Origin of the sequence: Micromonospora sp. NPDC051543 (genome assembly GCF_044454415.1) — a bacterium.
Classification (GTDB): domain Bacteria; phylum Actinomycetota; class Actinomycetes; order Mycobacteriales; family Micromonosporaceae; genus Micromonospora.
In genome coordinates, this window is record NZ_JBITDT010000015.1 from 123,965 (window position 1) to 149,458 (window position 25,494).

General features: G+C 71.7%; 19 protein-coding genes and 1 tRNA gene. 19 read left to right on the plus strand and 1 reads right to left on the minus strand.

Annotated elements, in window-relative coordinates:
* The first annotated feature begins 63 nt into the window (after positions 1-63).
* The 18 genes from ACIA3K_RS25325 (at position 64) to ACIA3K_RS25410 (ending at position 23,833) form a co-directional block, all read left to right on the plus strand.
* Positions 64-1,194 (plus strand): YihY/virulence factor BrkB family protein, encoded by a 1,131-nt coding sequence (locus ACIA3K_RS25325; RefSeq protein WP_396804176.1) that lies wholly within the window; start codon positions 64-66, stop codon positions 1,192-1,194.
* Between the two features lie 301 nt (positions 1,195-1,495).
* Positions 1,496-2,674, plus strand: a complete 1,179-nt coding sequence (locus tag ACIA3K_RS25330) for an ROK family protein (RefSeq protein ID WP_396804177.1) — start codon at positions 1,496-1,498, stop codon at positions 2,672-2,674.
* Positions 2,671-4,293, plus strand: a complete 1,623-nt coding sequence (locus tag ACIA3K_RS25335; protein WP_396804178.1) for a sugar ABC transporter ATP-binding protein — start codon at positions 2,671-2,673, stop codon at positions 4,291-4,293. The genes ACIA3K_RS25330 and ACIA3K_RS25335 overlap by 4 nt, the downstream gene beginning before the upstream one ends.
* Entirely contained in the window at positions 4,290-5,417 is a 1,128-nt protein-coding gene (locus ACIA3K_RS25340; RefSeq protein ID WP_396804179.1) for an ABC transporter permease, read from the plus strand. Before ACIA3K_RS25335 ends, ACIA3K_RS25340 begins: the two co-directional genes overlap by 4 nt.
* 96 nt (positions 5,418-5,513) lie before the next feature.
* Positions 5,514-6,566, plus strand: a complete 1,053-nt coding sequence (locus ACIA3K_RS25345) for a substrate-binding domain-containing protein (protein WP_396804180.1) — start codon at positions 5,514-5,516, stop codon at positions 6,564-6,566.
* 54 nt (positions 6,567-6,620) lie between these two features.
* The gene (locus tag ACIA3K_RS25350) at positions 6,621-7,811 is read left to right on the plus strand and encodes a Gfo/Idh/MocA family protein (protein WP_396804200.1); all 1,191 of its coding nucleotides are present in this window, start codon (positions 6,621-6,623) and stop codon (positions 7,809-7,811) included.
* A gap of 648 nt (positions 7,812-8,459) precedes the next feature.
* Entirely contained in the window at positions 8,460-9,626 is a 1,167-nt protein-coding gene (locus ACIA3K_RS25355) for an inositol-3-phosphate synthase (protein ID WP_396804181.1), read from the plus strand.
* Positions 9,610-10,473, plus strand: a complete 864-nt coding sequence (locus ACIA3K_RS25360; protein ID WP_396804182.1) for an SCO3242 family prenyltransferase — start codon at positions 9,610-9,612, stop codon at positions 10,471-10,473. The genes ACIA3K_RS25355 and ACIA3K_RS25360 overlap by 17 nt, the downstream gene beginning before the upstream one ends.
* Positions 10,470-11,456: a sugar phosphate isomerase/epimerase family protein gene (locus tag ACIA3K_RS25365; RefSeq protein WP_396804183.1), complete on the plus strand. Its 987-nt coding sequence runs from the start codon at positions 10,470-10,472 to the stop codon at positions 11,454-11,456. Before ACIA3K_RS25360 ends, ACIA3K_RS25365 begins: the two co-directional genes overlap by 4 nt.
* A 73-nt stretch (positions 11,457-11,529) precedes the next feature.
* Complete coding sequence (locus tag ACIA3K_RS25370; RefSeq protein ID WP_396804184.1) at positions 11,530-12,138, plus strand: EboA domain-containing protein; 609 nt, start codon at positions 11,530-11,532, stop codon at positions 12,136-12,138.
* Position 12,139: 1 nt separating this feature from the next.
* Positions 12,140-12,997: a TatD family hydrolase gene (locus tag ACIA3K_RS25375; RefSeq protein WP_396804185.1), complete on the plus strand. Its 858-nt coding sequence runs from the start codon at positions 12,140-12,142 to the stop codon at positions 12,995-12,997.
* Positions 12,997-14,196 (plus strand): metabolite traffic protein EboE, encoded by a 1,200-nt coding sequence (eboE, locus tag ACIA3K_RS25380; protein ID WP_396804186.1) that lies wholly within the window; start codon positions 12,997-12,999, stop codon positions 14,194-14,196. The genes ACIA3K_RS25375 and eboE overlap by 1 nt, the downstream gene beginning before the upstream one ends.
* Complete coding sequence (locus ACIA3K_RS25385; protein ID WP_396804187.1) at positions 14,193-15,608, plus strand: alkaline phosphatase family protein; 1,416 nt, start codon at positions 14,193-14,195, stop codon at positions 15,606-15,608. The genes eboE and ACIA3K_RS25385 overlap by 4 nt, the downstream gene beginning before the upstream one ends.
* Positions 15,605-16,672, plus strand: coding sequence for a polyprenyl synthetase family protein (locus tag ACIA3K_RS25390; RefSeq protein ID WP_396804188.1), 1,068 nt, complete (start codon positions 15,605-15,607; stop codon positions 16,670-16,672). Before ACIA3K_RS25385 ends, ACIA3K_RS25390 begins: the two co-directional genes overlap by 4 nt.
* A gap of 217 nt (positions 16,673-16,889) precedes the next feature.
* Positions 16,890-19,745: a PQQ-dependent sugar dehydrogenase gene (locus tag ACIA3K_RS25395; protein WP_396804189.1), complete on the plus strand. Its 2,856-nt coding sequence runs from the start codon at positions 16,890-16,892 to the stop codon at positions 19,743-19,745.
* Between the two features lie 62 nt (positions 19,746-19,807).
* Complete coding sequence (locus ACIA3K_RS25400) at positions 19,808-21,922, plus strand: ThuA domain-containing protein (protein WP_396804190.1); 2,115 nt, start codon at positions 19,808-19,810, stop codon at positions 21,920-21,922.
* Positions 21,923-22,087: 165 nt separating this feature from the next.
* Complete coding sequence (locus ACIA3K_RS25405; RefSeq protein ID WP_396804191.1) at positions 22,088-22,582, plus strand: sensor histidine kinase; 495 nt, start codon at positions 22,088-22,090, stop codon at positions 22,580-22,582.
* Between the two features lie 243 nt (positions 22,583-22,825).
* A complete protein-coding gene (locus ACIA3K_RS25410; RefSeq protein ID WP_355051319.1) occupies positions 22,826-23,833 on the plus strand; it encodes a sugar phosphate isomerase/epimerase family protein in 1,008 nt (335 codons plus the stop codon).
* A 251-nt stretch (positions 23,834-24,084) separates the two neighbouring features.
* Here ACIA3K_RS25410 and ACIA3K_RS25415 read toward each other — a convergent pair whose 3' ends face one another.
* Positions 24,085-24,483, minus strand: coding sequence for a hypothetical protein (locus ACIA3K_RS25415; RefSeq protein WP_355051320.1), 399 nt, complete (start codon positions 24,481-24,483; stop codon positions 24,085-24,087).
* A gap of 329 nt (positions 24,484-24,812) precedes the next feature.
* Here ACIA3K_RS25415 and ACIA3K_RS25420 point away from each other — a divergent pair.
* Positions 24,813-24,885 (plus strand) — tRNA-Asn (locus tag ACIA3K_RS25420).
* The last annotated feature ends 609 nt before the right edge of the window (positions 24,886-25,494 follow it).

The window sequence follows — 25,494 nt, forward strand, 5'->3', positions numbered from 1 at the left end:
GGTTATCCGAGGCCGTCGACGGGGCATGTCCGCAGGTGACACCGCCGACGACGAGGAGGGGCGATGGCCTCGGACGAGTCTTCCGCCCAGCGCGAGCGCCAGCACAGCGCCCACGACAGCACCGCCCACGACAGCACCGCGCGCGATCGCAAGCACGGCCGGAGCGAGCACGACCCCCGCACGCGCGCCCGCACCGAGCGGGACCGGGCCAGCGCGCCGGTCGGACCGGTCGGGCCCGACGACGGCCCGGACAGCCCCACCGACCTGCCCGGCAGCGGCTGGAAGGCGGCGCTGCGTCGGACGGTCCGCGAGTTCCAGGACGACAGCCTGACCGACTGGGCGGCGGCGCTGACCTACTACGGGGTGCTGTCCATCTTCCCGGGGCTGCTGGTGCTGATCTCCATCCTCGGGCTGCTGGGCACCAGCGCCACCGAGGGTGTCAAGGACACGGTCAACCAGGCGGTGCCGGATGGCAGCATCCAGACGATCATCAACGACGCGATCGGAACGGCGAACGACAACGGCGGGCTGGCCAGCATCGCGGCGATCATCGGTCTGCTGGCGGCCTTCTGGTCGGCGTCGGGCTACATCGCCGCGTTCATGCGCGCCTCGAACACCATCTACGACGTGCCGGAGGGCCGGCCGATCTGGAAGACACTGCCGATCCGGGTCGGCGTGACGGCGGTGATCGGCGTACTCCTGCTGGTCAGTGCGGTGATCGTGGTCTTCACGGGCCGCCTCGCGGAGGTGGTCGGCGACGTCGTCGGCGTGGGCTCCGAGGCGGTCACGGTGTGGAACGTGGCCAAGTGGCCGGTGCTGTTGCTCCTGGTCAGCCTGATGTTCGCCATCCTCTACTGGGCCTCGCCGAACGCCCGGCACGGCGGGTTCCGCTGGGTCAGCCCGGGCGGCGTGCTGGCTGTGGTGATCTGGCTGGTGATCTCGGGCCTGTTCGCCTTCTACGTGAGCAACTTCGGCTCGTACAACAAGACGTACGGGGCGCTGGCCGGCGTGATCATCTTCCTGGTCTGGCTGTGGCTGAGCAACATCGCGATCCTGCTCGGGGCGGAGTTCGACGCGGAGTTGGAGCGCGGTCGGGCCATCTCCGCCGGGCACCCCGTGGACGAAGAGCCGTACGTCGAGCTGCGCGACGACCGCAAGCTCCGCAAGAAGGGCACCGCGCACACCGGCGGCTGAGCCAGCCGGCCGCCCGCACAACCGGCGACTGAGTCAGCCCGCACCGACACGAACCCGCCCTGCCAGCAGAGACCCGCTGGCGGGGCGGGTTCGTGTCTGTCGATGGAACTGCACGCGAGCGCCTGCGGGCACGCCGTTATCCTTTTCTTGATCCACTTGAAGCTTTTGTTCCTTCGGACAAAAGTTGGGAACGGAACGGCTGAAGCTCTGGACACGCGGCGCAGAGCGCTCCTACTGTGTCGGACACAACACATCGACATTGCGTCGATGTGAACGAGTCCGATGAAGAGGTGAACCGCGCGTGCGGACCGTCGACCCCCTGCACGTCCGACTGTTGCGGTTGCTCCGCGACGAGGGGGCCGTGTCCCGTGCCGAGCTGGGCGACCGGCTCCAGATGCCGCGCCCGCGACTGCTGGCCGAGCTGGACCGGCTGGTCGCGCTCGGGTACGTCGCCGAGGCCGGTTTCGCCGCTTCCCGGGGCGGGCGTCGCTCGACGCTCGTCGAGCTGAACCCGAAGCTGCGCTTCGCCGCCGTCGACCTGGGCGCCAGCTCGATGGACGTCGAGGTGGTCAACGGTCGCCTCGAACCGGTGGCCCACTACGCCGAGCCGGCCGACATCCGCAGCGGCCCGAAGGTCACCCTGCAACGGGTCAACGAGCTGCTGCACAAGGCCCGGGTCGACGGGGCGTACGAGCGGCTGGACGCGGTGGGCATCGGCGTACCCGGGCCGGTGAGCTTCCGCGACGGAGTGCCGGTGTCGCCGCCGATCATGCCGGGCTGGGACCGGTTCCCCGTCCGCGAGCTGCTCAGCCGCGAGCACGCCTGCCCGGCGGTGGTCGACAACGACGTCAACATCATGGCCATCGGGGAACGCCACGGCGGGGTCGCCCACTCGGTGGACGACTTCCTCTTCGTGAAGATCGGCACGGGTGTCGGCTGCGGCATCTACCTCTCCGGTGAGGTCTACCGGGGGACCGACGGCTGTGCCGGGGACATCGGCCACATCCAGGTCGACGCGCACGGCCCGATGTGCTCCTGCGGCAACGCGGGTTGCCTGGAGGCGCTGTTCAGCGGCGCGGCGCTGGCCAAGGAAGCGTTCGCCGCGGCCCGCAGCGGGTCGTCGCCGGCCCTGGCCGAGCGGTTGAGCCTGCGTGGCACGGTCACCGCCCTGGACGTCGCCGAGGGCGCCGTCGAGGGCGACGTGACCTGCATCCAGTTGATCCGCGACGGCGGACGCCGGGTCGGCGGGGTGCTCGCCGGCCTGGTCAGCTTCACCAACCCGTCGATGATCGTGATCGGCGGCGGGTTGGCCCAGCTCGGGCACATCCTGCTCGCCGAGATTCGCAGCGTGGTCTACCGCCGGTCACTGCCCCTGGCTACCGGCAACCTGCCCGTCGTGCTGTCCGAGTTGGGTGGCCGGGCCGGTGTCGCCGGCGCGGCCGTGCTCGCCAGCGACGTCGCCTTCGGGGAAGCATCATGAGCGAGGAGGAGACCGTGGCCCTGTCCGACGAGACCGCCACCACCGGGTCGGCCGACGCCGACGCCGCCGCGCCGCTGGTCGAAGCTCCGCCCGACACCGTCGCGGGCGAGGTGGTCCTGCGCCTCACCGACGTGGTCAAGACCTTCCCCGGCGTACGCGCCCTGGACGGGGTCCAGCTCGAGGTACGCGCCGGAGAGGTGCACTGCCTGCTGGGGCAGAACGGCGCCGGCAAGTCCACGCTCATCAAGGTGCTGGCCGGCGTGCACCAGCCGGATTCCGGGCTGGTGGAGTGGCGCGGCGAACCGGCCACCTTCGCCAACCCGCAGGCCGCCATGAAGGCCGGCATCGCCACCATCTACCAGGAACTCGATCTCGTCGAAGACCTCTCGGTCGCGGAGAACGCGTTCCTCGGGCACGAGTACCGCAGCTTCGGCTTCGTCCGGCGCGGCCGGATGGCCCGGCACACCCGGCAGATCCTCAGCCGGCTCGGGCACGGCGAGATCCCGCCCGGGCGGATGGTCCGCTCCCTGCCGGCGGCCGGCAAGCAGATCGTCAGCATGGCCCGTGCACTGTCGCACGAGGCGCGACTGATCATCATGGACGAGCCGAGCGCGGTGCTGGCCCACGACGAGGTCGGCAACCTGTTCCGGATCATCCGCGAGCTGACCGCGCAGGGCATCGCCGTCATCTACATCTCCCACCGCATGGAGGAGATCCGCGAGATCGGCGACCGGGTCACCGTACTCAAGGACGGCCGGACCACGGCGGCGAACCTGCCGGCGCGCGACACCCCGACCCGCGACCTGGTCAGCCGGATGACCGGCCGGACCATCGAGTACGTCTTCCCGGACCGCCCGGCCGACGCCACCGCCGGCACCGAGCTGCTCCAGGTGCAGGGGTTGACCCGCACCGGCGAGTTCGCCGACGTCTCGCTGAACGTGCGGGCCGGCGAGATCGTCGGCATCGCCGGCCTGGTCGGCTCCGGCCGCTCCGAGCTGCTGGAGACGATCTACGGCGCCCGGCTGGCGGAGGCCGGCACGGTGCGGATGGACGGCAAGGTGCTGCGCCCCGGCGTCGGGGCGGCGGTGCGGGCCGGCATGGGCATGGCCCCGGAGGAGCGCAAGAGTCAGGCGCTGCTGCTGGGCGAGCCGATCTACCGCAACGTCACGCTGGCCACCTTCGGCCGGTACGCGCGGCTCGGCTTCACCAACGCGGCGGCGGAACGCGCCGAGGCGGACCGGATCGCCGAGACCCTGGAGCTGCGTCCCCGGGACGTCGACCGGCCGGTACGCACCCTGTCCGGCGGCAACCAGCAGAAGGTCGTGGTCGGCCGGTGGTTGCTCGGCGGGACCAAGCTGCTGCTGCTCGACGAGCCCACCCGGGGTGTGGACGTGGGCGCCCGGGCCGAGCTGTACCAGGTCATCCGCTCACTGGCCGCGCAGGGCGTCGGCGTGCTGCTGGTCTCCAGCGAGGTACCCGAGGTGCTGGGCCTCGCCGACCGGGTGTTGGTGATGCGCGAAGGCCGGGTCGTCCGCGAGGCCGCGGCCGGCGAACTGGACGAGAACACTGTGCTTGACCTCGTTATGGCGGGGTCCTTGATGGAAGGCGCACCGGCATGAGCGACGCGACTCCCACACCCACCGCGACACCGGAGCGCCCGCAGCTTCCGGCCCAGTCGCCGCCGGTGGACCCGGCGGAGACGGCGGTGGCCAGCGAAAAGACGGCATCGGTCGGCAAGCTCTCCTGGTGGCGGGGCGACGGCGGCGACGGTGCGAAGCGCAACCTCGGCCTGATCGGCGTGCTGGCCGCGCTCGTCGTGGTCGGCGCGATCACCAAGCCGGACCTGTACGGCGACCCGACCTGGGTCTGGAACAACGTCCTGGCGATCCTCCAGCTCGCCTCGGTCGTCGGCGTGGTCACGGTCGGCATGACCTTCGTGATCATCGGCGGCGGCATCGACCTGTCGGTCGGAGCGATCGTCGCGCTGGCCGGGGTCTGGTGCACCACGGTGGCCACCCAGAGCTACGGCGCCGGCGGCATGATCTTCACGGCCCTCGTGGTGGGCATCTGCGTCGGCCTGGTCAACGGCGTGCTCATCTCGTACGGCAGGTTGGTGCCCTTCATCGCGACCCTCGCGATGCTGGTGGCCGCGCGCGGCCTGGCGGCGTCGATCTCCAACAAGCAGACCCAGGTGTCCAGCAGCACGTTCATCAACGACATCGCCGCCCGCAAGGTGATCGGAATCCCGATCCTGGTCTACATCCTCGGCGCGGTGGTGTTGGCCGGATGGGTCCTGCTCAACCGGACGACCTTCGGCCGGCGGACCATCGCCGTCGGTGGTAACCCGGAGGCCGCGCGGCTGGCCGGCATCAACGTCCGCCGGCACACCATGCTGCTCTACGCGCTGTCCGGCCTGTGCTGCGGCATCGCGGCCATCATGCTCACCTCGCAGGCCACCTCGGCGCAGGCGGCGATGGCCAACCTGTACGAGTTGGACGCGATCGCCGCCGCGATCATCGGCGGGACGCTGCTCAGCGGAGGCCGCGGCACGATCGTCGGCTCGCTGCTGGGCGTCATCATCTTCGCCACGATCACGAACCTCTTCGCCATCAACGGCCTCTCCATCGAGGCGCAGAACATGGTCAAGGGCGGCATCATCGTCGGCGCCGTCCTGATCCAGCAGTTCAAGTTCAAGTCAGTCACTCGGCTCCTCGCGCGGAACAGGGTCACCACCGCAACCTGACGCACCGCACCGTTGTCCAGGCGACGTCGATCTTCGACGGTGGCCGGACCTCGCACACCCTCACCCAGATGAAATCCCGCTCCCAGGAGGTCGTTCATGACCCAGAACAGTCGCGACCTGTCGCGCCGCCGGTTGCTCTTCGGTGGTGCCGCGGTTGGCGCCGCCACCCTGCTGACCGCCTGCACCAGTAACGAGACCCCGGCCGCCAGCACCCAGACCAAGGCCGCTGGCAACGCCGAGGGCAACAACGCTCCGGGCAAGAAGGTCGTCATCGGCTTCTCCGCCCCGGCCGCCGACCACGGCTGGATGGGCGCGATCCACGCCAACGCCAAGGCCCAGGCCGCGGCGTACTCGGACGTGGAGTTCAAGGAGGTCGACGGCGGGTCGAACTCGGAGGCCCAGCGCTCCACGCTCGGCACCCTGATCGCCCAGAAGCCGGACATCATCGTCGTGCTGCCGCACGACGGCAAGGAGGTCAACGCCGTTGCCCTCCAGGCCATGCAGGCCGGCATCCCGATCGTCAACCTCGACCGGGCGTTCCCCGACGCGCTGGCCTCGCGGCTGGTCATCAAGGGTGACAACTACGGCATGGGCGTCTCCGCCGGCCACTTCATCGGCAAGCAGCTCAAGGACAAGGGCGTCGCCAACCCGGTCATCGGTGAGATCGCCGGCCTGGAGATCCCGCTGACGGTCGAGCGCAGCGAGGGCTTCAAGGCCGCCCTGGCGACCTACGGGTTCAAGGTGAGCAACCGGCGTTCGGCCGAGTTCACCTCGGACAGCGGCCAGCGCGAGGCGGCCCAGCTCCTCCAGGCGCTGCCGAAGATCGACGCGGTCTGGAACCACGACGACGACCAGGGCATCGGTGTGCTGGCGGCCGTCAAGCAGGCCAACCGGTCGGAGTTCTTCATGGTCGGCGGCGCGGGCTCCAAGCTCGCGATCGACGCGATCAAGGCCGACAACTCGGTGCTCAAGGCGACGGTCACCTACAACCCGTCGATGGCGTCCTCGGCGATCTCGCTCGCGCGGCTCATCGCGCAGGGCCGTGGCCTGGGCGACCTGACGGAGCTGCAGGTGCCCAAGGAAGTGACCCTCGCCTCCGAGACGATCACCAAGGAGAACGCGAGCAGCTACGACAAGCTCGGGTTCTGACATACCGGGGGGAGACCCACCTTGTCCACGACAGACAGAGAACTGCGGATCGGCATGGTCGGTTACGCGTTCATGGGCGCCGCGCACTCACAGGCGTGGCGCACCGTGAACCGCGTGTACGACCTGCCGGCGCGGGCCCGGATGGCGCTGATCTGCGGCCGGGACACCACAGCGGTGTCCGACGCCGCCGACCGGCTCGGCTGGGACGCGTACACGACCGACTGGCGTGACCTCGTCAACCGGGACGACATCGACGTTGTCGATGTCTGCACCCCGGGCGACAGTCACGCCGAGATCGCCCTCGCGGCGTTGGCCGCCGGCAAGCACGTGCTGTGCGAGAAGCCGCTGGCCAACACGGTGGCCGAGGCACGGGCGATGACCGCCGCGGCGGACACCGCCCGCGCCGCCGGGGTGCGGTCGATGTGCGGGTTCAACTACCGCCGGGTCCCCGCGGTCACGATGATGCGCCAGATGGTCGCCGAGGGACGACTCGGGGTGATACGGCACGTCCGAGCGACGTACCTGCAGGACTGGATCGTGGATCCGCAGTTCCCGCTGGTCTGGCGGTTGCAGAAGGACAGGGCGGGCTCCGGCGCGCTCGGTGACATCGGTGCGCACATCATCGACCTGACGCAGTTCGTCGTCGGCCAGCAGATCACCGGCGTCAGCGCGATCACCGAGACGTTCGTCAAGGAGCGGCCGTTGCCGGCCGAGTCGAGCGGGCTGGCGGCCACTGTCGACGGCGAGTCGGCCGACGGAAGCGTTCCGACCACCGGGACGGTCACCGTCGACGACGCCGCGGTCTTCGTGGCCCGGCTCGACGGCGGCGCCCTGGCCACGTACGAGGCGAGCCGTTTCGCCACGGGCCGCAAGAACGCCCTGCGTGTCGAGATCAACGGCTCGCTGGGCAGCGTGGTCTTCGACCTGGAGCGTCTCAACGAGTTGGAGTTCTACGACGCCACCCGACCGACGCTCGAGCAGGGCTTCAGCCGGATCCTGGTGACCGAGGGCGACCACCCGTACATGTCGGCGTGGTGGCCTCCGGGTCACATCATCGGCTACGAGCACTCCTTCACCCACCAGATGCGCGATCTCATCGAGGCGATCGCCACCGGCACCGACCCGGCGCCCTCCTTCGCCGACGCGTTGCAGGTCCAGCTCGTGCTGGACGCGGTGACCCGTTCGGCGGAGACCGGGTCCTCGTGGACCGACGTGGAACCGGCGCTGACCGTGGTCGCCGTCTGACCCCCTGACCATCCGCGACGGCGGTGCTCGCGCCGCCGTCGCCCGACCGGCTTTCCGGAGCCGACCGGCGAGGGACCGGCCGCGGTTTGCGCCCCGCGGCCGGGACGAGGTCGGCTCCGGAGAGTGTGCAGCCGGGCCCTTGAGGCCCGGTGGCGCACGGATAGGACGGTCGTCCGGTGCGACCGGACCGGGATTCCCCGGCCGCACCGGAGGACCGCCACCACCACCCCCGGCGATCCGGAGGATCCGATGACATCGCCCGCCGCTGCCCCCACCCGTACCGCTTCCGCCTGCCACCGCACGGCGGACCGCACCCCAGTCGAGGATCCGGTGGGCGCGGCAACCTGAGACGTCCGGTCGGGGCATGCCACCGCCCCGGCCGGCGGATGCGGGGGAGGCAGGGTCGAGACGCCGACCGACCCTGCCTGCCAGCCCCGTCTGTCCGTACCCGTGCCGAGATCCGGTCCGTCGTCGTCGCCGCCGACGCCGACGCCGGGCCGGCTTCGTACCGGTACGGGTCGGGCGGGCGGGGCCCATCCATCTGGCCCGAAACTTTTCCGAAACCGGGCCGTATCTTTCCGAAACATATTCTGATATTCCTATATTTAGCGGTACCGACGGTTCCTCGGAAAATGAGGAAGGAGCACCATGCGAACAGGTGTCTGGCTGGTAGGGGCGCGCGGTTCCGTCGCGACCACCAGCATCGTCGGGGGGCTCGCGCTGCGAGCCGGCCTGGCCGGGCCCACCGGCTGTGTGACCGAGCTGCCGGACCTGCGCGGTCCCGCCCTGCCGTCCTTCGCGGACCTGGTCTTCGGCGGGCACGACGTGGCCACCACCCCGCTGTGCAAGCGCGCCGAGGCGCTCGCCGACGCCGGTGTCATCCCCGGGCGGCTGGTCGCCGCGCTCCGCGACGAGTTGGGCGTGGTCGAGCAGGAGTTGCGCCCCGCGCCGGTCGGTGCCACCCAGGCCGACCGGGCCGCGGCCGTGGTCCGCGACCTGACCAGCTTCCGGGAGCGCCACGACCTGGACCGCGTGGTCGTGGTCAACGTCTCCGCCACCGAGGCCGTGCCCCGACCGCACCCCGGGCACGCCGACCCGGCCGCGTTGCGCGCCGCGCTCGACGGCCCCGACGAGGTGCTGCCGCCCAGCTCCCTCTACGCGTACGCGGCGCTGCTGGCCGGCTGCCCCTACGTCGACTTCACGCCGTCCACCGGCCTGCGGCTGCCGGCGCTGGCCGCGCTGGCGCAGGAGCGCCGTCTGCCGTACGCCGGGCACGACGGCAAGACCGGCGAGACCCTGGTCAAGTCGGTGCTCGCGCCGATGTTCGCGATGCGCAACCTCGCCGTACGTTCCTGGTCCGGGATGAACCTGCTCGGCGGCGGCGACGGCGCCACCCTCGCCGACCCGGCCGCCAACGCGGCCAAGGTGCAGAGCAAGCAACGCGTGCTCGGCGAGACGCTCGGCTACGTGCCGCAGGGCAACACCCGCATCGAGTACGTCGAGGAGCTGGGCGACTTCAAGACCGCCTGGGATCTGATCACGTTCGCCGGCTTCCTCGGCACCGGCATGCGGATGGAGTTCACCTGGCACGGCTGCGACTCGGCGCTGGCCGCGCCGCTGGTGCTCGACCTGGCCCGCCTCACCGCCGCCGCGCACGCCGCCGGGCACGTCGGGCCGCTGGCCGACCTGGGCTTCTTCTTCAAGGACCCGCTCGGCACGCCGACCCACTCGCTGGTCGAGCAGTGGGCCCGGCTGACCGACTTCGCCCAGCGACTGCACGCCGGCCCGGACGGTGGCCATGACCACGCTGGCTGACCTGGCCGAGCTGGTCCGCGCGCCGGCCGCGCTCTCGGTCCCCGGGGACGTCGTGGCCGGCGCGGCGGCGGCCGGCGCGCTGAGCCCGCGTACTCCCGCCCTGGCGGGCGCGTCGGTGCTGCTCTACTGGGCCGGCATGGCCGCCAACGACTGGTCCGACCGGCGGCTCGACGCCGTCGAACGCCCCGAGCGCCCGATCCCCAGCGGCCGGGTCACCCCGACCGCCGCGCTGGGTCTCGCCGCCGGCCTGACCGCCGCCGGCGTGGGCCTGGCCGCCGCCGTGGGCGGTCGCCGCGCCGCCGCGCTCGCGGTGCCGCTGGCCGCCAGCATCTGGGGGTACGACCTGCTGGCCAAGAACACCGCCGCCGGCCCCGCCGTGATGGCCGCCTGCCGAGGGCTGGACGTGCTGCTGGGCGCATCCGGCGGCCGGCTGGCGCGGGCGCTGCCCTCGGCGGCCACCGTGGCGGCCCACACCTGGACGGTCACCGCACTGTCCCGTCGCGAGGTCAGCGGCGCGGACGCCGCCCTGCCGATGCGTACCCTGGCCGGCACCGCCGTCGTCGCCGCGAGCGCCGCCGTCGCCGTACCCCGGCGCGCTGGGATCGCCGCCGCGCTGCCCGCCGTGCTGGCCGGGTGGTACGCCGCCCGCTACGGCGCGGCCCAGGTGCAGGTGGTCCGTGATCCGTCGGCCGGGAAGGTCCGCGCGGCGGTGGGCGCGGGGATCACCGGCCTGCCGGCCCTTCAGGGAGCGCTCACCGCCCGTGGCGGCGCCGGCCTGCTCGGGCTGGCCGTCGCGGCGGCCGCGCCACTGGGCCGCCGGCTGGCCCGGAAGGTCTCCCCGACATGACGGTGCCCCGGCCCCGATCCGCGCCGGACGACGCGACGACGTTGCGCCTCGGGTACGGCACGAACGGCTTCGCCAACCACCGGCTCGACGACGCGCTCGCCGTCATCGCCGACCTGGGCTACGACGGGGTGGCGCTCACCCTGGACCACGATCATCTGGACCCCTTCGCGCCCGGACTCACCCGCCGGATCGCCGCGGTCGGCCGCCGGCTGTCCGAGCTGGGTCTCGGGGTGGTGATCGAGACCGGGGCCCGCTACCTGTTGGACCCGTGGCACAAGCACGCCCCGACGCTGCTGCACGACGACCCCACCCGGCGGATCGAGTTCCTGCGCCGGGCCGTGCGGATCGGCGCCGACCTGGGCGCGGAGGCCGTCTCGTTCTGGGCCGGCGTACGCCCGGAGGCGGTGTCGCCGCAGTGCGCCTGGGACCGGCTCGTGTCCGGCTGCGCCACCGTGGTCGACGCCGCCGACAGCGCGGGCGTGACCCTCGGCTTCGAACCGGAACCGGGAATGCTGGTGCAGGACATCGCCGACTGGCGTCGACTGCACGCGGCGCTCGGCGCCCCGGCCCGCCTCGGCATCACCCTCGACATCGGCCACTGCCGGTGCCTGGAGCCTCAGCCGGTGCCGCAGTGCGTCGCCGAGGTCGCCGAGCACCTGGTCAACGTGCAGATCGACGACATGCGCCGGGGCGTGCACGAGCACCTGGAGTTCGGCACCGGCGAGATCGACTTCCCGCCGGTGCTGGCCGCCCTGGCCGCCGCCGGCTACCGCGGCCTGGTCGCGGTGGAGCTACCCCGCGACTCGCACGCCGCACCCGCCGTGGCCGCCCGGTCGATCGAGTTCCTGCGTGCCGCCGCGGCCACCGCGATGGCCGGCGCGCGGCGCACCGAGGACAAGGTTTCCCCGGGCGCCCTTTGCTCTGCTTCAACGGAGGCAACAGCGGGCGTCCGATATCCGGACACCGGCCGTCTCCTGGAGTGAAGCAGAGCAAAGGGGAAGCCCGGGGTGCCCGCCGCGGCGCACGGCAGCACAGCAGCACGAGGGAGGAGACGGAATGACACCGGATTCACTGCGGGCCGCGCTGCGGGGCGTACCCGATCCCGACTGGCTGGACACGGCGCTGCGCCGGGTCGCGGCCGAGCCCACCGCGATCACCCGGCTCTTTCCGGCCGCCGGCCGGCGCTGTGGTCGGGCCGCGCTGCCGGACGCACCCGGCTGGACCGCCGACGACGCGGCCCGGGTGCTGCTGTTGACCGGCCTGCCCGGCGAGCACGCCGCGTACGCCGACAGCCTCTACCAGCATGGCGACGCCGCCGAACGGCGTGCCGTGCTGCGGGCCCTGCCGCTGTTGCCGATCGGCCCCGAGGCGGTTCCGCTGCTGCACGACGCGATCCGGACCAACGACACCCGGCTGGTCGCCGCCGCGCTCGGCCCGTACGCCCGGCACCTCGACCCGGCCGCCTGGCGGCAGGCGGTGCTCAAGTGCGTGTTCAGCGGGGTGCCGCTCGCCGCGGTGGCCGACCTGGACAGCCGGGCGGACGTTGAGCTGGCCGCGATGCTCGCCGCGCTCGCCGCCGAACGGCACGCCGCCGGCCGGGACCTGCCCGCCGACGCCACCGACCTGCTCCACCGGCTCACCGCCGCACTGCCCCGGGAGGCGTGACATGCGCATCTTCGACCCGCACATCCACATGACCTCGCGCACCACCGACGACTACGAACGGATGGCCGGCGCCGGCGTCCTCGCGGTGGTCGAGCCGGCGTTCTGGCTGGGGCAGCCGCGCACCAGCGCCGCGTCGTTCGTCGACTACTTCGACTCGCTGATCGGCTGGGAGCCGTTCCGGGCCGGGCAGTTCGGGGTGCGCCACTTCGCCACCATCGCGCTCAACCCGAAGGAGGCCAACGACCCGCGCTGCCGCCCGGTGCTCGACCTGCTGCCCCGCTACCTGGACAAGGACGCGGTCGTGGCGGTCGGCGAGATCGGGTACGACTCGATGACCCCCGAGGAGGACGAGGCGTTCGCGGCGCAACTCGCCCTCGCCGTGGCGTACGACCTGCCGGCGCTGGTGCACACCCCGCACCGGGACAAGGCCCGGGGCTGCGAACGCACCCTCGCCGTGGTCGCCGAGTCCGGCATCGACGCGGGTCGGGTGGTGGTCGACCACCTCAACGAGGTGACCGTCAAGCTCGTCAAGGACAGCGGCTGCTGGCTGGGCTTCTCCATCTACCCGGACACCAAGATGACCCCGTCGCGGATGGTCGAGCTGCTGCGCGAGTACGGCACCGAACGGATGCTGGTCAACTCGGCCGCCGACTGGGGACGCTCCGACCCGCTGCTGACCCGGGCCACCGGCGAGGCGATGCGTCAGGCCGGCTTCAGCGACGACGACGTCGACAAGGTGCTGTGGCGCAACCCGGTGGAGTTCTACGGGCAGTCGGGTCGGCTCGACCTCGGCGACGTGGAGGCGCCCGTCGCCGTGGACCCGCAGACCGGCAACTCGATCCTGCGCGGTGGTAGCTGATGCGGCTGCGACATTCCGGCGGCGAGACGGTCCACCTCGGCTACTGCACCAACGTGCACCCCGCCGAGGACCTGGCCGGCATCCTCGCCCAGCTGGACACCTACGCCGTGCCGGTGCGTCAGGCGCTCGGCAGCGACCTGCTCGGGCTCGGCCTGTGGCTGGCCGCCCCGGTCGCCGCCGAACTGGCCGCCGACCCGGCGCTGCGCCGCCGGCTCCGGGCCGAACTGGACGCGCGCGGTCTGGAGGTGGTCACCCTCAACGGCTTCCCGTACGCGGCCTTCCAGGCCCCCGTCGTCAAGCAGGACGTGTACCACCCGGACTGGACGACCGAGCAGCGACTGACGTACACCCTGGATCTGGCCCGGGTGCTCGCCGACCTGCTGCCCGACGACGCGGCCCGGGGCTCGATCTCCACCCTGCCGTTGGCCTGGCGTCAGCCGTGGGACACCGACCTGGCGGACGCCGCCCGGCGGCGGCTCGACCAGCTCGCGGCCGGCCTGGCCGACGTGCAGCGGGACACCGGCCGCGAGGTGCGGGTGGCGTTCGAGCCGGAGCCCGGTTGCGTGGTGGAGAGCACCGGGCAGGCCGCCGCGCTGCTGTCCGGCATGGACACCGACCGGATGGGAGTCTGCCTCGACCTCGCGCACCTGGCCTGCGCGTGGGAGGAGCCGGCGGCGGCGCTGGACCGGCTGCGGGCGGCCGGACTGCCCGTGGTGAAGGTGCAGGTCTCCGCAGCCGTCGAGGCGGCCGACCCGGCCGGTGGGGCCGACGCGCTACGCCGCTGGGTGGAGCCGCGCTTCCTGCACCAGACCCGCAGCGCCGGCTGCGCGGGCGTGGCCGACCCGGCCGACGAGGCGTACGCCGCCGACGATCTCGACGAGGCCCTGGACCGGGAGCTTCCCGGCCCGTGGCGGGTGCACTACCACGTGCCCCTGCACGCCCCGCCCGAGGAGCCGCTCGGCTCTACCCTGCCGGTTCTCCGTGCGGCCCTGAGAGCGCTCTTCGAGGGGCCGGTCGCCGGCTGCGACCACCTCGACGTCGAGACGTACACCTGGGGTGTCCTGCCGGCCGCACGGCGGCCCGGCACCGACGCGGAGCTGGCCGCCGGCATCGCCGCCGAGTTGGCGTTCGCCCGCGACGAACTGGTCGGCCTCGGGCTGACCGCAGACCGAACCGTGAGCATGGAGGTGACGCGATGAGCCGGCGACTGGTGGTCCTCGACGTGGTGGGGTTGACCCCGCGACTGCTGAAGCACATGCCCCGACTGCGCGGCGTCGCCGACGGCGGCTTCCGGGCCGAGCTGGGCACGGTGCTGCCGGCGGTGACCTGTTCGGTGCAGTCCACGTTCCTCACCGGCGAGCAGCCCAGCGGGCACGGCATCGTCGGCAACGGGTGGTACTTCCGGGAGCTGGGCGAGGTGCTGCTGTGGCGGCAGCACAACGCCCTGGTCGGTGGGGACAAGCTCTGGCACGCGGCCCGCCGGGCCGAGCCGGGCTACACCGTCGCCAACGTGTGCTGGTGGTACGCCATGGGCGCCGACGTCAACTGGACCGTCACGCCCCGCCCGGTGTACTACGCCGACGGCCGCAAGGAGCCGGACTGCTACACCGACCCGCCGGAGCTGCACGACGCGCTGACCGGCCGGCTCGGCACCTTCCCGCTGTTCACCTACTGGGGGCCGACCGCCGCGCTGCCGTCGTCGAAGTGGATCTGCCAGGCGGCCGAGCAGATCCTGGCCGACGTGTCACCCGACCTGACCCTGGTCTACGTGCCCCACCTGGACTACGACCTGCAACGGTACGGCCCCTCGTCGCCGCAGGCCGCCACGGCGGCGGCCGAGCTGGACGCCGTCCTCGGGCCGCTGCTGGACGCCGCCCGCGCCCGGGACGCCACGGTGGTGGTGCTGTCGGAGTACGGCATCACCGACGTGTCCCGGCCGGTCGACGTCAACCGGCTGCTGCGCAGCGAGGGGTTGCTGCGGGTGCACACCCAGGCCGGCATGGAGTACCTCGACCCCTGGACGTCGAAGGCGTTCGCCGTCGCCGACCACCAGATCGCGCACGTCTACGTCAAGGACCCGGCCGACGTGCCGGCGGTGGCGAAGCTCTGCGCCGGACTCCCCGGCGTGGCCGAGGTGCTCGACGCCGACGGCAAGGCCGCGCACGGGCTGGACCATCCGCGCGCCGGCGAACTGGTGCTGGTGGCCGAGCCGGACTCCTGGTTCACCTACTACTACTGGCTCGACGACGCCAACGCGCCCGACTTCGCCCGGCTGGTCGAGATCCACCGCAAGCCCGGGTACGACCCCGCCGAGCTGTTCTTCGACCCGGCCAATCCCGGTGCCGCCAAGGCTCGTGCCGGCGTGGCGCTGGCCCGCAAGAAGCTCGGCATGCGCTACCTGATGAGCGCCGTCGGCCTGGACGCCGGTGCCCGGGCGGTCCGCGGTTCGCACGGGCGGCTGCCCACCGACCCGGCGGACGCCCCGGTGCTGCTCTGCTCCGACGCGTCCGCGGCCCGGGACCGGATCGCGGCCACCGAGGTCAAGGGCTTGTTGCTGGAGCTGGCCGGTTTAAGCGCCGGTGGTGCGCAGGGTCCGGGAGATCGGACGTGACCGTCACCGTCGCGCCCACCGACACCAGCGGTCTGCGGGCGCGCTTCGACGCGGAGCTGGCCGCCTTCCTCGACCGGCAGGGGCCGGACTGGCCCGACGGCGCGCCCCGGGGGGTGTTCACCGCGCTGCAACGGTTCGTGCTGGCCGGCGGGAAGCGGCTGCGCCCACTGTTCTGCTACTGGGGCTGGCGCGGCGCCGGGGCGGCCGACGCCACCCCGATCGTGGTGGCCGCGGCGGCGTTGGAACTGTTCCACGCGTTCGCGCTGATCCACGACGACATCCTGGACGGCAGCGACCGCCGCCGGGGTGAGCCGTCGGTGCACCGGCTCTTCGCCGACCTGCACGCCCGGTCGTCGTGGCGCGGCGACCCGGAGGCGTACGGGCGTAACACCGCCCTGCTCTGCGGTGACCTCTGCGCGGCCTGGTCGGATCAGATGTTCCACGAGTGTGGGCTCGGTACCGAGCAGGTGCACCGGGGGTACGCGGTGTTCGCGCTGATGCGCACCGAGGTGATCGCGGGGGAGTACCTGGACCTGGTGTCCGGGGTGGGCGACGGCTCGGTCGCCAGCGCGCTCACCGTGATAAGGATGAAGGCGGCCCGGTACACGGTCACCCGGCCGTTGCAGATCGGCGCGGCGCTCGCCGGTGCGGGACCGGAGCTGATCGCCGCTCTCGGCGAGTTCGGCGACCCGTTGGGGGACGCGTTCCAGCTCCGCGACGACGTGTTGGGCGTCTTCGGTGATCCGGCGGTCACCGGCAAGTCGATCCTGGACGACCTGCGCGAGGGCAAGCCCACGGTGATGATGGCGCTGGCCCGCAGCTCTGCGGACCGGTCGCAGACCGCGCGGCTGAAGGAACTGTTCGGCAACCCGTCGCTCGACACCGACGGCGCGGCGGAACTGCGCGAGATCATCGAGGCCACCGGCGCGCGGGACCGGATCGAGCAGATGATCCGGGTCCGCACCGAGGCCGCGCTGACCGCGTTGCGGAGCGCGGCGGTGAACGAGGAGGCCCGGGCGGCCCTGGTCGCGTTGGCCGGACAGGCCATCGACCGACGCGCCTGACCGGCCGACTTTCGACCAAATCGACGAAAGTTCATGCCGTACCACCGGAAGGTATGGACACATCGACACTTGCGACTTAGTGTCGGGGCCAACACAGCAATGTTTCGTCGAGGTGAACCGGCGGCGCGGTAACCCATCGACCCCACCACCCGCTACGGCATCCGGCGCGACGGCGCGCGCCCCGCCCTGGCCTCTTCGTCAGGAAGGGACAGCACATATGTCCATGAAGGACAGACCCACCCAACGGTCCCGACGATGGTTCTCCGCCGGATCGGCCCTGCTCCTCGTGGCCGCGGCCGGCACGGTCACCCTCACGGCCAGCGCGACACCGGCCCAGGCGCACACCATCAACGCCAGCGACTTCCAGCAGGTCGAACTCGCCCGGGGCGTAACCGACATGGGCGAGCCGATGTCGCTGGCCGTCCTGCCGGACCGCTCGGTCCTGCACACCGCCCGCAACGGCACCCTGCGCCGCACCGACGCGAACGGCACCACCTCGGTCATCGGCACCCTGTCGGTCTACAACCACGACGAGGAGGGGTTGCAGGGCGTCGGGGTCGACCCGAACTTCGCCAGCAACCGGCAGATCTTCCTCTACTACGCGCCGCCGCTGTCCACCCCCGCCGGCGACGCCCCCGCGACCGGCACCGACTTCTCGGCCTGGCAGGGAGTGAACCGCCTCTCCCGGTTCACCCTCAACAGCGACTTCACGCTGAACCAGTCCAGCAAGGTCGACGTCCTCGACGTACCCGCCGACCGCGGCCTGTGCTGCCACGTCGGTGGGGACATCGACTTCGACGCCGCCGGCAACCTCTACCTGTCCACCGGCGACGACACCAACCCCTTCGAGTCCGCCGGCTACTCGCCGCTGGACGAGCGGACCAACCGCAACCCGGCGTACGACGCGCAGCGCAGCGCCGGCAACACCAACGACCTGCGGGGCAAGATCCTGCGGATCAAGGTGAACACCAACGGGACGTACTCCATCCCCTCGGGCAACCTGTTCGCGCCCGGCACCGCCAAGACGCGGCCGGAGATCTACGCGATGGGGTTCCGCAACCCGTTCCGGATCAGCGTGGACAAGGGCACCGGGGTCGTCTACGTCGGCGACTACGGGCCGGACGCCGGCTCCACCTCCTCCACCCGTGGCCCGTCCGGCCAGGTGGAGTTCAACCGGGTCGCGGCACCGGGCAACTACGGCTGGCCGTACTGCACCGGCACCAACACCAGCACCGAGACGTACAACGAGTGGGACTTCGCCACCAACGCCAGCGGTGCGAAGTACAACTGCACCGGCGGACCGACCAACAACTCGTTCCGCAACACCGGCCTGACCACCCTGCCGCCGGCCCAGCCGGCCTGGATCCGGTACGCCGGTGACGCCGGCACGCCGACCGAGTTCGGCGGCGGCTCCGAGTCGCCGATGGGTGGCCCGGTCTACCGGTACAACGCCTCGTCGACCTCCACCACGAAGTTCCCGCAGTCGTTCGACGGGCAGTTCTTCGCCACCGAGTTCGGCCGGGGCTGGATCAAGCCCATCCACGTCAACTCGGACGGCTCCCGGGGCACCATCGACACGTTCCCGTGGGTCGGCAAGCAGGTGATGGACTCGGCCTTCGGCCCGGACGGCTCGTACTACGTGCTCGACTACGGCACCGGCTACTTCAACGGTGACGCCAACTCGGCGCTCTACCGCTTCGACTACGTCGGCGGCGGCAACCGGGCGCCCAGCGCCTCGGCGAGCGCCAACAAGACGTCCGGCGCGGCCCCGCTGGCCGTGACGTTCTCCTCGGCCGGCTCGTCCGACCCCGAGGGCGGGACGCTCACCTACTCGTGGAACTTCGGCGACGGCACCACCTCCACGGCGGCGAACCCGACGAAGACCTACAGCACCAACGGCACGTACACGGCGACGCTGACCGTACGGGACCCGCAGGGGGCCACCGGCAGCGCCAGCGTGCAGATCAACGTCGGCAACACCGCGCCCACGGTGACCATCAACAACCCCGGCAACGGGCAGCTGTTCAGCTTCGGTGACACCGTGCCGTACAGCATCACGGTGACCGACCCGGAGGACGGCACGATCGACTGCACCAAGGTCAAGATGACCTACGTGCTCGGGCACGACCAGCACGGGCACCAGATCACCTCGAAGAACGGCTGCTCCGGCTCGATCACCATCCCCGTCGACGGCGAGCACGACGACGCGGCGAACATCTTCGCCATCTTCGACGCCGAGTACACCGACGCCGGTGGTCTGACCACGCACACCCAGCACACCCTGCCGCCGCGGCACCGCCAGGCCGAGTTCTTCGGCAGCTCCTCCGGTGTCAACGTGTTCAGCAAGACCCCGGCCGAGGGCGGTAAGACCGTCGGCGACATCAACAACGGGGACTGGATCGCGTTCCAGCCGTACCGGCTCGGCAACGTCACCTCGTTCACCGCCCGGGTCTCCTCGGCGGGCAGCGGCGGCACCCTCCAGGTGCGGGCCGGCTCGGCCACCGGCACGGTGCTCGGCTCCGCGACCGTCCCGGTGACCGGCGGCTGGGAGACGTTCACCACCGTCACGGGGGCGATCGCCAACCCGCCGACCGGCACCACCACGCTCTACCTGACCTTCGCGGGTACGGGCACCGGCGCGCTCTACGACCTGGACGCGTTCACCTTCGTCACCGGCTCGGCCCCGACCGGCGGGACCGGTCCGATCACGGGCCTGGGCGGCAAGTGCCTGGACGTGCGCAACGCCGCCACCGCCGACGGCACGCAGATCCAGATCTACACCTGCAACGCCAGCGCGGCCCAGACCTGGGCGGTCACGCCCAACTCCACCGTCAAGTCGTTGGGCAAGTGTCTGGACGTCTCCGGCGCTGGCACCGCCGACGGCACCAAGATCCAGCTCTACACCTGCAACGGCACCGGGGCGCAGAACTGGTCCGCGCAGGCCGACGGCACGCTACGCAACGTGGCGTCCGGCAAGTGCCTGAGCGTCTCCGGCAGCAGCTCCGCGGACAGCACCGTGGTGAACCTCTGGACCTGCACCGCCGCCGCGAACCAAAAGTGGACCCTGCCCTGACCTGAGCGGAGGGGCTCCCACCGTCCCGGGAGCCCCTCCCCACCGTCCCGAAGGAGAGCGACATGCGCAGACTCCTGCGATCCGTTGTCGGTGTGGGCACCGCCGTCCTCGCCGTCATCGCCTGCACCACCCCGGCCACCCCGGCCAGCGCCGCCGACGCCCCGTACGACGTGCTGGTCTTCTCCAAGACCGCCGGCTTCCGGCACGACGCGATCCCGGTCGGCATCCAGACCATCCGTGACCTGGGCGCGGCCAACAACTTCACCGTCACCGCCACCGAGGACGCCGCCGCGTTCACCACCAGCAACCTCGCCCAGTACGAGGCGGTCGTCTTCCTCAACACCACCGGCGACGTGCTCAACGCCACCCAGCAGACCGCCTTCGAGTCGTACATCGGCTCGGGCCGCGGGTACGTGGGCGTGCACGCCGCCGCCGACACCGAGTACGACTGGCCGTTCTACGGCAACCTGGTCGGCGCGTGGTTCGCCTCGCACCCGGCCATCCAGCAGGCCAACATCAAGGTGGAGGACCGGGGGCACGCTGCCACCGGGCACCTGCCGCAGACCTGGACCCGCACCGACGAGTGGTACAACTACCGCACCAACGCCCGGTCCACCGCGCACGTTCTCGCCACGCTCGACGAATCGTCGTACTCCGGCGGCGGGATGGGCACGGACCACCCGCACTCCTGGTGCAAGAGCTACAGCGGCGGCCGCTCCTTCTACACCGGCAGCGGGCACACCCAGGCGTCGTACGCCGAGCCGGCCTTCCGCAACCACCTGCTCGGCGGCATCCGGTACGCGGCCGGCCGGAGCAAGGCCGACTGCCGACCCGAGACCGGCTACACGCCGCTCTACAACGGCTCCACCACCGGCTGGTCGCAGGCCGGCCCGGGCAACTTCACCAACTCCGACGCCACCCTCACCTCGGTCGGCGGCATGGGCCTCTACTGGTACAGCGCGAAGCAGTTCACCAACTACTCGCTGAAGCTGGACTGGAAGCTGGCCGGCGACGACAACTCGGGCATCTTCATCGGCTTCCCGCCGTCGAGCGACCCGTGGTCGGCCGTGGACAACGGCTACGAGATCCAGATCGACGCCACCGACGCGGCGGACCGGACCACCGGCTCGGTCTACACCTTCAAGTCCGCAGACCTCGCGGCCCGCGACGCGGCGCTCAACGCGCCGGGGGAGTGGAACACGTACGAGCTGCTGGTCGAGGGTGAGCGCCTACAGATCTTCCTCAACGGGGTGAAGATCAACGACTTCACCAACACCGATCCGGTACGCTCGCTGGCCGGCCACATCGGCATCCAGAACCACGGTACGGGCGACGACGCCTACTTCCGCAACATCCGGATCAAGGAGCTGGGCGGCAGCAACCCGCCGACCGGCAACACCACGGTCCAGGCCGAGGCGTTCAGCTCGGCCAACGGCGTCAGCGCGTTCACCAAGGCCGGCGCCAACGGCGGGCAGACGCTCGGCTACATCGAACCGGGCGACTGGGCCGCGTACAACGGCGTGGACCTGACCGGCGTCACCTCGTTCACCTCCCGGGTCGTCTCGGGCGGCACGGGCGGCACCATCGGAGTCCGTACCGGCTCGGCCACCGGGCCGCTGCTGGGCACGGTCACGGTGCCGAACACCGGTAGCTGGAGCACGTACGCCAACGTCACCACGACGCTGTCGAACGTCCCCTCCGGCACGCAGAACCTGTACCTCACGTTCAACGGCAGCGGCACCGGGCTCTTCGACGTGGACGACTTCACCCTCGTCAAGGGCACCGGCGGCGGTTCCGGCGTCGGGCCGGTCAAGGGGCTCGCCGGCAAGTGTCTGGACGTCCGCAACAGCGCCACCGCCGACGGCACCCAGATCCAGATCTACACCTGCAACGGCAGTACGGCGCAGACCTGGACCGTGACGCCGAACTCGACCATCAAGGCGCTCGGCAAGTGCCTCGACGTCTCCGGCGGCGGCACCGCCGACGGCACCAAGATCCAGCTCTGGACCTGCAACGGCACCGGCGCGCAGAACTGGGCGGCTCAATCCGACGGCAGCCTGCGCAACACGTCCTCGAACAAGTGCCTCGACGTGTCCGGCAACAACTCCGCCGACAGCACCGTCGTCCACCTCTGGACCTGCAACGGCGCGGCCAACCAGAAGTGGACCCTGCCCTGACCCACCGAGCCCGCTGGGGCCGTCGGACGTGACCGGCGGCCCCGGCGTACCACCCGATGACGCCGCCGGCGCGGCGGTACCTCACCGCCGCCGCGCCGACGGCGTCCCGCGCGTCGGACCGATGCCGCGGACCGACCCTCAGCCGGCTGCCGTACCTTGACCGGCATGGGGCGTTACGCGCGGTGGCTCCGGATGGTCCAGGCGCAGGGCCACCGGCTGCACGACGCGCTGCGTCAGGTCGACGAGCCCGACCCGCTGACCGGGCCGGCCCCCAGCCTGAACCGCCTCGACGCCCTGGTGGAGGGCTTCGCCGCCGGCCAGCCCGTGCGGTGGAGCCTGGCCGGGGCACCCCGGCCGCTACCCGAGGCGGTGGACGTGGCCGCGTACCGGGTCATCGAAGAGGCCCTGACCAACGCATGCCGGCACGCGCCGGGCGCGGCCGTCGCGGTCCGCCTGCGCTACGACGACGAGGGCATCACCATCGAGGTACGCGACGACGGCGCGGCAGCGGTGCGGAGCCCGGCGGGGGCCGGTGGCGGCCTCCTTGCGGTACGCCGCCGGGTCGAGCGCGTCGGCGGCACCCTGAGCGCCGGCCCGAACCCGGGCGGCGGCTTCACCGTCCGGGCGGTCCTGCCGGCCCCCGACGAAGTGCTCGGGTGACGAGCCAGGGCTTTCGTATGCGGTCGGCTGACGGTCGGGGGCTTTCGCGATGGGCCCGGCGGAAATAGGGTGGGGGCGGCGACCGTGACGGTTGCCGGTGACCCGGTGGGAGGCGCAACCCGCCGGGTTCAGGTGCGCTCGGCACCCACCGGCGTTCCGCCCCGATGCCACGTACCGGTCTGACCGGTCACCCTCGCCCCGGTCCGCACAACGGAATCCCCATCACATCAGGGGAGAAGGACAATGGCGCGACCCATCACGCTCTTCACCGGCCAGTGGGCCGACCTGCCGTTCGAAGAGGTCTGCCGGCTCGCCTCCGAGTGGGGCTACGACGGTCTGGAGATCGCCTGCTGGGGCGACCACTTCGAGGTCGACAAGGCGCTCGCCGACGACTCGTACATCGAGCGCAAGAAGGAGACCCTGGCCAAGCACAACCTCCAGGTCTTCACGATCTCCAACCACCTGGTCGGTCAGGCCGTCTGCGACCACCCGATCGACGAGCGGCACCAGGACATCCTGCCCGGCCGCATCTGGGGTGACGGGGAGCCCGAGGGCGTACGCCAGCGGGCCGCCGAGGAAATCAAGGACACCGCGCGGGCGGCGGCGAAGCTCGGTGTGAACACCGTCGTCGGCTTCACCGGCTCGTCCATCTGGCACACCCTCGCCATGTTCCCGCCGGTGCCGCCGGCGATGATCGAGCGCGGCTACCAGGACTTCGCCGACCGGTGGAACCCGATCCTCGACGTCTTCGACGAGGTCGGCGTGCGGTTCGCGCACGAGGTGCACCCCAGCGAGATCGCGTACGACTACTGGACGACGAAGCGGACGCTCGAGGCGATCGGCAACCGGCCCGCGTTCGGGCTCAACTGGGACCCGTCGCACTTCGTCTGGCAGGAGCTGGACCCGGTGAACTTCATCTTCGACTTCGCCGACCGCATCTACCACGTCGACTGCAAGGACGCGAAGGTGCGTACCGGCGACGGCCGTCGCGGCCGGCTCGCCTCGCACCTGCCCTGGGCCGACCTGCGCCGCGGCTGGGACTTCGTCTCCACCGGCCACGGCGACGTGCCCTGGGAGGACTGCTTCCGGGCGTTGAACGCGATCGGCTACGACGGCCCGATCTCGGTCGAGTGGGAGGACGCCGGCATGGACCGCCTGGTCGGTGCCCCCGAGGCGCTGCAGTTCGTCCGCCGGCTCGCCTTCGACGCGCCGAGCGCCGCCTTCGACGCCGCGTTCAGCAGCAAGGACTGACGAGCCACCGCCCGGCCCGACAACCACCGGGCCGGGCCGGGTTCGGTTGCCCGGGTTCGGTTGGCCCGGGTTCGGTTGGCCTGGTTCGGTTGGCTGGTCGGCCGGTTGCCGGGCTGCCCGGTTGGCCGGTTGCTCGGTTGGCCGGTGGCCGGGCTGCCCGGTTTGCCGGTTGCTCGGTTGGCCGGAGCGCGGTTTGGACAGACCACGGGCCGGTCGCCTCGCGGCGGCCGGCCCGTCGACGTGCGGGTGGGTCAGAGCGTGCTTGCGTTGGTGCCCGAGCCGGACGGCTTGGTGCGGGGGGTGGTGGCCGACGGCGACCCGGAGGTCGTGCCGACCGGGCTGCTGCCCGCCTTGGCGCCCACGGTGGCGGGCGTGCCGGCGAACGCGTCGTCGGCGGCGGTCAGCTCCTGCTTGCCGGTGCTGCCGTTGCCCAGCTTCTCGCCCAGCTTGGTCTGGCCGAGCTTGTCCTTGCCCTCGCTGTAGAGCCGGTTGGCCTGGGCCTGCGCGACCCCGGCCGCCTCCTGGACGGTCGGGTGGTCGAGCACCTTGCGGCCCCGGACCACGAGCTCTTCGTACTTCTCCCGGCCGGCACGGGCGCCCAGGACGAATCCCGCAGCCAGCCCGCCAAGAAACATGATCTTTCCGCGCATGGCGGCTCCTTCCGTACCTGACGCGCCGTCGCCCCGTCGGGTCTCCCCGCCGGACGCGACCAATTCGCGCCTGCGTCCTCTGTCCGCAGCTAACTACCCATCCTGCTCTCCGCTCAAGCATGCTTGTGCCCGGATGGCGATTTGCCCTGATTGTGAACGCGCTCCCAGCCCTGACCTGCGAATCTGGATCATGGTGGGCTGCGGGTGGATTCGGGGTGTGCTGCGGGTGGGCTGCGTGGGGAACCCACTGGACCACCACCCCGGGATGTCCTGTACTCTTGTCCCCGTCGCACGGTGCCGGCGAGATCCGGTTACCAGGCGGTGCACGATCCCCTGTAGCTCAATTGGCAGAGCAGCCGGCTGTTAACCGGCAGGTTATTGGTTCGAGTCCAATCGGGGGAGCTTCTCCACCCAACGCCCGTCGGCCCACGCCGACGGGCGTTTCCGCATCCTCACCCCTCCCAGCCCCTCGGCCGCCCGTGCCCGCGGCCCCTGGCCCTCCCGGCCCTTGGCCCTCCCGGCCTTGGCCCTCCCGGCCTTGGCCCTCCCGGCCCTTGGCCCCTGAAGGCACTCCCGCCCCGGCCCGTTCCCGCCGCCCTGCCCGGCCCTGCCCTCGTCCCCGCCCTCGTCCCCGCCTTGGCCTCGCCCTCGGCCCTGCCTTGGCCGTGCCCTGCCCCGGTCCGGCTTCGGTCCGGCCCCGGCCTCGCGAGCCACCCCTGCGCGCCGATCTTGCACTTTCTGCGGTGGCATATCGGGACGTAGCGCGCCTTTCGACAACCGAAAGTGCAAGATCGACGCGATCATGCCGGAGGCGCGGAGGCGCGGAGGCGCGTGGGTGTGGGTCGGGAGGTCGCGTTCGGAGCAGCAACTTCAGCGATGTTGCTGCTTCCCGCGTTGCGGATACAGCAGTATCGGTGAAGTTGTGAGGATCTTGGGCGCGGGGCGCGGGGCGCGGGGCGCGGGGCGCGGGGCGCGGGGCGCGGGGCGCGGGGCGCGGGGCGCGGGGCGCGG

Coding starts and splice junctions, on each gene's coding strand:
- ACIA3K_RS25325 (WP_396804176.1), top strand. CDS start 64: ATGGCCTCGGACGAGTCTTCCGCCCAGCGCGAGCGCCAGCACAGCGCC.
- ACIA3K_RS25335 (WP_396804178.1), top strand. CDS start 2,671: ATGAGCGAGGAGGAGACCGTGGCCCTGTCCGACGAGACCGCCACCACC.
- ACIA3K_RS25340 (WP_396804179.1), top strand. CDS start 4,290: ATGAGCGACGCGACTCCCACACCCACCGCGACACCGGAGCGCCCGCAG.
- ACIA3K_RS25345 (WP_396804180.1), top strand. CDS start 5,514: ATGACCCAGAACAGTCGCGACCTGTCGCGCCGCCGGTTGCTCTTCGGT.
- ACIA3K_RS25350 (WP_396804200.1), top strand. CDS start 6,621: ATGGTCGGTTACGCGTTCATGGGCGCCGCGCACTCACAGGCGTGGCGC.
- ACIA3K_RS25355 (WP_396804181.1), top strand. CDS start 8,460: ATGCGAACAGGTGTCTGGCTGGTAGGGGCGCGCGGTTCCGTCGCGACC.
- ACIA3K_RS25360 (WP_396804182.1), top strand. CDS start 9,610: ATGACCACGCTGGCTGACCTGGCCGAGCTGGTCCGCGCGCCGGCCGCG.
- ACIA3K_RS25365 (WP_396804183.1), top strand. CDS start 10,470: ATGACGGTGCCCCGGCCCCGATCCGCGCCGGACGACGCGACGACGTTG.
- ACIA3K_RS25370 (WP_396804184.1), top strand. CDS start 11,530: ATGACACCGGATTCACTGCGGGCCGCGCTGCGGGGCGTACCCGATCCC.
- ACIA3K_RS25375 (WP_396804185.1), top strand. CDS start 12,140: ATGCGCATCTTCGACCCGCACATCCACATGACCTCGCGCACCACCGAC.
- eboE (WP_396804186.1), top strand. CDS start 12,997: ATGCGGCTGCGACATTCCGGCGGCGAGACGGTCCACCTCGGCTACTGC.
- ACIA3K_RS25385 (WP_396804187.1), top strand. CDS start 14,193: ATGAGCCGGCGACTGGTGGTCCTCGACGTGGTGGGGTTGACCCCGCGA.
- ACIA3K_RS25395 (WP_396804189.1), top strand. CDS start 16,890: ATGTCCATGAAGGACAGACCCACCCAACGGTCCCGACGATGGTTCTCC.
- ACIA3K_RS25400 (WP_396804190.1), top strand. CDS start 19,808: ATGCGCAGACTCCTGCGATCCGTTGTCGGTGTGGGCACCGCCGTCCTC.
- ACIA3K_RS25405 (WP_396804191.1), top strand. CDS start 22,088: ATGGGGCGTTACGCGCGGTGGCTCCGGATGGTCCAGGCGCAGGGCCAC.
- ACIA3K_RS25410 (WP_355051319.1), top strand. CDS start 22,826: ATGGCGCGACCCATCACGCTCTTCACCGGCCAGTGGGCCGACCTGCCG.
- ACIA3K_RS25415 (WP_355051320.1), bottom strand. CDS start 24,483: ATGCGCGGAAAGATCATGTTTCTTGGCGGGCTGGCTGCGGGATTCGTC.